Source organism: Candidatus Angelobacter sp. (assembly GCA_035607015.1).
In the GTDB taxonomy this organism is placed as follows: domain Bacteria; phylum Verrucomicrobiota; class Verrucomicrobiia; order Limisphaerales; family AV2; genus AV2.
The window spans coordinates 1-7569 of record DATNDF010000512.1; the positions used below are offsets into that span (position 1 = coordinate 1).

General features: G+C 59.0%; 5 protein-coding genes and 1 tRNA gene. 2 read left to right on the forward strand and 4 right to left on the reverse strand.

What is annotated here, in order from left to right; translation table 11 throughout:
* On the reverse strand, positions 1–1214 hold a 1214-nt coding region (locus VN887_20585), incomplete at its 3' end, for a VCBS repeat-containing protein (GenBank protein ID HXT42417.1).
* Positions 1215–1361: 147 nt separating this feature from the next.
* Here VN887_20585 and VN887_20590 point away from each other — a divergent pair.
* On the forward strand, positions 1362–2255 hold the full coding sequence (locus VN887_20590; GenBank protein HXT42418.1) for a prenyltransferase/squalene oxidase repeat-containing protein: 894 nt from the start codon (positions 1362–1364) through the stop codon (positions 2253–2255).
* A gap of 203 nt (positions 2256–2458) precedes the next feature.
* Here the strand turns inward: VN887_20590 and VN887_20595 are convergent, their stop codons facing one another.
* The 3 genes from VN887_20595 to VN887_20605 all read right to left on the reverse strand — a co-directional run bounded on the left by VN887_20595 (position 2459) and on the right by VN887_20605 (position 6599).
* The gene (locus VN887_20595; GenBank protein ID HXT42419.1) at positions 2459–2923 is read right to left on the reverse strand and encodes an MOSC domain-containing protein; all 465 of its coding nucleotides are present in this window, start codon (positions 2921–2923) and stop codon (positions 2459–2461) included.
* Between the two features lie 410 nt (positions 2924–3333).
* Positions 3334–3834: a CHRD domain-containing protein gene (locus VN887_20600; protein ID HXT42420.1), complete on the reverse strand. Its 501-nt coding sequence runs from the start codon at positions 3832–3834 to the stop codon at positions 3334–3336.
* A gap of 146 nt (positions 3835–3980) precedes the next feature.
* Positions 3981–6599, reverse strand: coding sequence for a DUF1592 domain-containing protein (locus VN887_20605; protein ID HXT42421.1), 2619 nt, complete (start codon positions 6597–6599; stop codon positions 3981–3983).
* 315 nt (positions 6600–6914) lie between these two features.
* Here VN887_20605 and VN887_20610 point away from each other — a divergent pair.
* A tRNA-Thr gene (locus VN887_20610) sits at positions 6915–6989 on the forward strand.
* The last annotated feature ends 580 nt before the right edge of the window (positions 6990–7569 follow it).

The following is a 7569-nucleotide window of genomic DNA, read 5'->3' on the forward strand; positions in this document are numbered from 1 at the left end:
ACGAAACCAACGTTTGCCACGCCAGCGTCAGCCGCGCATTCCGTGAACGTTCCGTCTCCATTGTTTCGATACAGTTCGCACGGGTTGACGTCCGTTCCGGTCGACTCGTTGCCAATGAATAGATCGATCCGGCCGTCATTGTTGTAGTCGAACCAGACGGCGGTCTGGGTAGGATGAAAGCTGAGCAGCCCCGCTTCCTCTGTAACGTCCGTGAAAGTGCCGTCACCGTTGTTACGAAGCAAAGAGTTGGGGTGATGTCCCTCGGATCCGAACCATGCTCCGCGGAGCACGAACACATCCGGATACCCGTCGTTGTTGTAATCGGCGTGAACCAGATTGAGACCGCCCACTTCCCGTGTCAGTCCCGCCTCAGCGGTCAGATCGGCAAAAGTTCCGTCGCCGTTGTTGTGAAAATAACGCAGCGAGTCATGCAAGCCGATCGATGAGACCATGATGTCGAGCAGCCCGTCCCCGTCAAAATCCTCCACGATGCTGCCACCGGAAAGCCCTTGAATGTCCACGCCTGCGACCGACGCAACGTCCACAAATCGCTTGATATCGTAGTCGGACTCGAAGACGCGCGGCGGGATCAACCATTTTGCGGGCACCTTGTCCGGGTATTCGCCAACGGTCATGAAGGCAATGTTCAACAGCCACCGCAATCTGAGATCTTCCGGGAACTCCCCCAATGATTGTTTGAGTATCTGAATGGCGCTCCTGGATCCTCGTTGATCAACATGGATTCCGCTTTCCCGGATGGGCAGAAGGCACGAATCGATCGTGTGGTTGGTCAAACAATTCTGTTGTTCACCAAGCCGCATTTGCGCAACAGCCTCATAGGTGCGAAGCCGTCGCCTGTCACGCAGGATCAAGGAGTTGCCGCCCTGTCCGGGCAGTCGCTCGACCATGCCCAGCACGTCAATGGCCTCCTCGGTGCGTCCGGCGTCCAGCAGATCGAGCGCAAATCCTGGCAAAACCTGCTGGAGCTGCACCGGATCGTGGATTTTTCCGATCTGCGGACCAAACGTTTCGATGCGCTTTTCCGAAAAAAAAGCGCTGTTGCCGGGATTGATGTCGCGAGCGACTTTCTCCAGTAGCTCCCCCATCGCCCTTGTGCCAGGCGGATTGAAGTACGTCGTTTTGTCAGCGGCCATCACATTTGCAACGACAGCAATGACAAAAAAACTCCACGTCCGATTCAGTGTCACTCTCATTAAGATCATTCCTTGCAACTCTAGACCCGACAGAAGACGCTGCGGTTACGGTATCGATTCAAAAAATCATCAACGCATACATCTTATGCCGGACATCGCGCATTCAGGTCCGGAAACACCGCCGGAGCCATTGAGCATTGAAGTCAAATGAGCCTTCGTATCCAAATGCTGCAAGTGGCCCGCCTCGCACCGCGCCTGCTTGGCGATTCCACCGACCTTGTTCGCAATTTTTTCCGACAGCAGCTCACACCCGAAGGCGCCGGACGAGATCGAGCAGGCCGGCCGGACCTCTATTATACGATTTTCACACTCGCCGGAATGCAGGCGCTTGAAATCGAAGTGCCCACAGAGCGCATCGAAGCCTATCTGCGCTCGTTCGGCGACGGCGACGGGTTGGATTTCGTTCACCTGTCGGCGCTGGCCCGCTGTTGGGCCGTCGTCGGCGTCAAACGGATGCCGCGGGGCCTCGACCGCGCGTTGCTGGCGCGGATCGAAGCATTCCGGAAACCGGACGGCGGTTACGAAGGTGACGCGAAGCTCGCTTACGGTACCGCGTACGGCGCCTTCGTTGCGCTCGGCGCCTATGAGGATCTCGACCGCGCCCCGGTGCATCCGCTGAAGTTGATTCAAAGCCTGAAAAGTCTAGAAACACCGGACGGCGCGTGGAGCAATATTCCCGGCGCGCGCGTTGGCGCGACCAACGCCACCGCAGGAGCCGTCACGTTGATTAGACACCTTGGATTTCCGGTGAATCAAGGTGTCGGCGATTGGCTCTTGGCACGCGCGCATCCGCAGGGCGGCTTCTTGGCGGCCCCCGACGCGCCGATCCCGGATCTGTTGTCCACGGCGACGACTCTGCACGCCTTGGCGGCGATGGACCACCGGTTGCCCGTGAACGTCCATGAACGGTGCCTGGACTTTCTCGACACGCTCTGGTCGAACGAAGGCGGCTTTCACGGCCATTGGAGTGATGACCACTTGGATTGCGAATACACATTTTACGCCCTGCTCGCGCTCGGCCACCTGAGTCTGGGTGCGTGAAACTTGGGTCCATCGAACGCAACCGGGGAAAATGGAGCCGGCCCCCGGCCATCATTTCTCCTGATGTCATTCAGCGCGAGCTTGAGAAACATATTGGAGGATGAGGGTCAAGGCAGGTCAATTCGCCGGAAGACGATCCTCTTCCGCGCCATCCGTTCCAAAGCCCTTGTGGGCAGTTGATCATCCGTCGGACGCGTCGCCGGTCATTGCTCTTTGCGGATCAAATCACCCACATGAATCATTCCTTCGGAAATAATCTGCGCCCGCAGGCCGGCTTTGTGGATCAACCCTTTTAGAATTTCAGGGAAACTGGCCTTCGCAAGGTGATTGCAGGGCTCGCACAGCCGGACGCCGCGCATTCGCACCTCGCCAACCCGGAACTCCTCCCCAACCAAATCGTTCAGTGGAACGCCCTCCGTCACGATATTCCTTCGGGCCAGGAGAGAATTGAAGGGCAGGCCGGACTCTCTGGCAAACGCGGCGATTTTCTCCCCCTCGACAAACGTGATCTCAAAATCGGGTTTTTGCGGTTTGGGGGAAAACGTGCCGCTGCCGGAAAAATACCGGTCGCCCTCCAGTCCCTTGCCCGGCACCGCCCGGACCTCATTGAGCAGTGTCATTGGAGACGATGGCGCCCCGGCAATCAGGATTTGAGTGACGCGTGACATGCGTTTGATCAACCCCGGGTTGGAGGCTCACGGTTCCAGAGACGGTGGAGCGCACGTGCGGTGTTCGAACCGGTGCGAAGGTAAAGGGCAGAGCACGGCGGCTGTTGCCTGTGGCGCGAGACTGTGTGAGAACTCATTTTCGGACCACCCTATCACCGATCTCGACTCATTTTTAAATGTGTCATCGGTCAATTGTGAACAAGGTATTTTCCGGTCTCAGGCTTTTCACACAGCCGGGCGCATCATCAGCCCTGCTTTGCTTTTGAAAGATGATCGTCAAACCTCCAGCGACCGCCGGACAGTGAGCGTGAGACGCACTGTTAAAGTTCAAATGGTCCATCACCATGAATCCGAGTGCGTGGCAGTTCGCCGTCGGCCCCGGTCAGTCCGCGGCGGTTGGCAGAGCGCGATCATCTCCTTCTCGCTGCCCAGGCGCGACCGCACCAAACCATTGCGAGTGCCGCCGCGAACACGACGGATGTCGTCGGCTCAGGCACCGGCACAACGTACCCGCGGATCACCCCGCCGACGTATTGCAGGGAATGAAGCTGCACATACCAATGGCCGGACAGCAGTTCGTCCTGGTAAGCAGGGATGGTTCCGCTGCCGTTGAAGGTGACTCCCCCCGGCCAGCTGCCGGACGCGGGGACGTACTCGTAGTGTGCCAGGCTCCATATTAAGTCCGTCCCGTCCGCATGGAAGTGGGCTCCGGAGGGAAACACAAGCAGGTTGGGAACCTGAAAGCTGTAGGTCAGCAAACTGCCATTGAGGGTCAGGGAACCGGAGCCGGTGACGGCGATTGCCGTGCTCGGCGAGACCTGTTCAACACCTTGAAGCAAACACGTGAATTGCACCGTTCCCTGGGCAGATCCACGCCAAACGGAGGTCAGCAGGACAACCAGACTAAACATGCGCCTCATTGAGTTTTCCTGGATCAGTCAACTGCCTTTCATCAGGGAACCGGGAATTGCCTCAAAGAGCTTACTCGGACGCCGCACAAAGGCAATCCGTAATAAAGTCCCACCTGACGGAATTGATCGGCTTACGGGAAATTCAATCATTTGTTGCGGAACAATTCGCTCTGCACCAGCTCGTCGATGAGGCTGCGAACGCCGTAATGGCTGGAACTGGCGCGTTCCAGAATTTGCTCGATCTGTCCCCGGTCGGCGAAGTGGATCGGCGCCCCCGTTGCATAGACCGCCAGTTGCTTGGCGAGGTTGCGCGCGAGTTGTTTTTCGTCCGCGAGCAGGAGTTGTTTGAGGTCGCGGATGTCGTGGAATTTCCGGCCATCAGGCAGCTCGCCGGTGGCGTCCACGGGCAGCGCATAGTGGAAGGTGAATTTCTGTCCGCTCTTGGCGATGCCATGCGCCAGTTCACCCTCGACCTCCGAACGATAACGGTCGCGCCAGCCGCCCATCACGTCGAAGTTCTCCAACGCGAATCCTGCCGGATCAATCTTCGCGTGGCAGGCGTTGCAGGTTTCCAGGGTGCGGTGCTTCTCAAGCTGCTGGCGAATTGTGACTGCGCCGCGTATGTCCGGCTCGATCGCAGGGACGCTGGGCGGCGGCGGTGGCGGTTTCTGGCCGAGAATGCGCTCCATGATCCAGGCGCCGCGCAACACGGGTGACGTGGTCGTGCCGTTGGCCGTGACCTTGAGCACCGAAGCCTGAGTCATGAGTCCACCCCGGACGCTGTCTTTCGGCAACTGAACCCGACGCAGAGCCACGCCTTGCACGGGCGGCAAACCATAATGCTGGGCGAGGCGTTCGTTGAGCATGGCAAAGTCCGAGGAGACGACGTTGCGCGCGGGCCAATCATCGCGCAGCAATTCGGCGAAGAACAATCGTGTTTCTTCCAGCGCGGATTCCTCGAGCAAATCATCGAGGTAATAATCGGAATACAGATTCGCGTCGGGCGCGGTGGCCGTGATTTTCCGAAGGTCGAGCCAGTAATCGAGGAACGCGTCCACGAAGCGGCGGGACTTCGGGTCGGCCAGCAGCCGCTCCGTTTGCGCCCGCAACACGTCCGACCTGTGCAGTTGATTCTTCTCCGCGCAGTGGCGCAGTCCATCGTCCGGCGGCGAGTTCCAGAGAAAAAACGAAAGGCGTGCGGCGAGCGCGTAGTCGTCGAGCAGTCCAGGTTTTTCTTCAAGATAAATGAACTCCGGCGAACAAAGCACGGCGGTGTACGCGGCGATCATCGCGTCCGTGAAATTATTTCCCTCCTTCAGCGCGCTCCTTACGACCGGCAGGAAGCGCTTCACTTCCGACTCGCCGGTCGGATGTCGGTAGGCGTGGCGGATGAACTCGCGCAGCAGGCGCTCGGCGTCGGCGATCGGTTTTTGAGAAATCACCTCGACACCGGGAGGCGGCCTGAAGCGGCGCTGACCCATGCGGTTCGTGTTTCCGGTATTCACCTCAGCTTGCGGGATCTCGCGATTCACCATGGGCAGATCGCCAAAGAGCAGTTTGTGTCCCGCGGGAGGCCATTCGTCGTAGATCGGGCCTTCGACTTCCATCCAGCGGAACACCACACCGGGCTGGCCGTCCTTCTCCGCGAGCGGATTCTGCCAGCGGGCCGGGCCGGGCCGCGAGCGAAACAGGCGTCCGGCGTCAGGCCGTATCATTTCGCCGGCCAGCAGCCAAACGTCGAGTTCATGCACCGCCGGCTCTGGCGTCACGTCGAAGTCACCGAGATGGCGGAGCAGGCGCGGTGGTGTTTCGGCCGTGATTGTGATCGGCTCGTCGCGGTGGCCTTTCGAAATGTCGTCGAGGTTCGGAATATACCACTTGTTGCTTTCACCCGGTCCAACCCAAACCGAATACGCATTGAAGCGGAGCTTGTAGTGGCCGGGAACGGGCGCTCGGAACTGGTTGAACTTTGGCTCGATGGGTTCGTAAGCGCTCGCCACCACGCCGACACCTTCCAGTTCGCGCAGTTCCGCGTTCGTGCTGGTGACGGGCGCATCACCCCGGCGCACGTCCGGCTGACCTTCGAAGCCCAGCACGGGGAAGGTGGCGCGCTCGGGCGCGGTGTTGAATACAGTGAACTTCATCGGGCCGGTGTAACTGCGCTGATCGCGCGCGTAGTAGCGTTTGACCTTTGGGTCCGGGCGCCGGGCCTGCGGCGCCATCGCCTGGTGCAACGCGTAGTCCGCCGCGTTGAGATACCGCGCCATCTGAACGTGCGACACGTCGAGTGCGTCGCCGATCTTGTTGAAGCGATCCGCCTCGCCGTCTTCCGGCAGCGAATCACGCACCTGCAGCCACGGCGCATGCAGAAGATCGCGCAAAGCGTTCTCGTATTCGTAACGATTGAGCCGGCGGCGCGTCGCCCGGCCTTCCTTCGCCATGCGCGCCCGCTCCGCGGCCACGAGCGACGAAGACAACGAGTTCGTGAATGCCTCCAATTCTGCCGCTTCTGGACGCGGCTTTTTCTTCGGCGGCATCTCGCCTTTGCTGACGCGGTCATGCACCAGCACCCATCGTGAAAAATTCGTGGAGTTCCCCGGCTCAAATTTGAGCGTCGTCAGGTCGAGGCCGCCTTTCATGGTGTCGGTGTCGTGACACTCCGTGCAGTGTTTTTCAACAAACAACCGTATCGCTGGCGGCAGGTCGCCGGCCGCCAGGGGGGCCGCGACAGCGAAAAAGAGAAAGAAGCGGACAAGTGATCTCATCGTGTGCAATGCCAGAGCGTTTGCAAATTAAACTCCGGACCGGCAGTCGTCAACGCCGTGGTAGAGCACTTCGACGTCCTGCTCCCGGATCGACCGCGGGGAAACTCCGACCGGCGCAATGTGGCGGCCGCGCAGGGCCGATTCCACCGGCTGGCGAAAACAGGATTAACCGCTTCAGGCGGTCAACCAAAAACGTTTTATGCCCGACACCTGTTTTTCCCGAGCTTGCTTCCCTTTTTCATTCTGCTATAGGGTCGTGACATTGCCGAACGGCATGTCGTTGTGCGGGTTTTCCAGTTCCGACAAGGCCTGACAGCCAGTTTAGCTCAGTGGTAGAGCAACGGTTTTGTAAACCGTCGGTCGTCGGTTCGAGTCCGACAACTGGCTCCATTTCCTGATACGAGTGCATCAAAGGGTTTAGTGAGCCGGGGACCTCAGCACCATCAATGTCGGAACGATTAGTAGCATCTATCATAGTGCAAAGTTTTCCTTCCTAAAAGAGAGTCCTTGGCTAATTATTCGTTTCGAAGTGATGCACCGACCCGCGCTTGAGGGCGTGCGCGTTGCCCAGGTGTGATAGCCGCTGCGCGTCACGCCCGGCATAACCGCAATGCAACCGGGTTGCTCGAAACTTGCAGCGTCACACCTGTCAGACCTGAATGTGGCGAGGAGCATTGAACAACGGGGGTCTTGAGTTTCGTTCCAATCATCGTCCGTCCTGGGTGAAGTATAAGCACGAGGAAACAAACAGTGCGTGGATAACTCGGTTTCACCCCGCCGATTGAACGAATCGGCGATTGTGGCGTCTGATTCAGAACCACCGAGCATGAAACTCCGCCATGCGCATTTGTCTGAATTGAAACTCGCGGGGCCAGTGGCGGCATTGTTCCTCTCCTTTGCGACGGTTGGCGCAACAAACACCCAGACGGCGGCCAATGACCGTTCCTCCAGACGTTCGACGGGTGAGCCG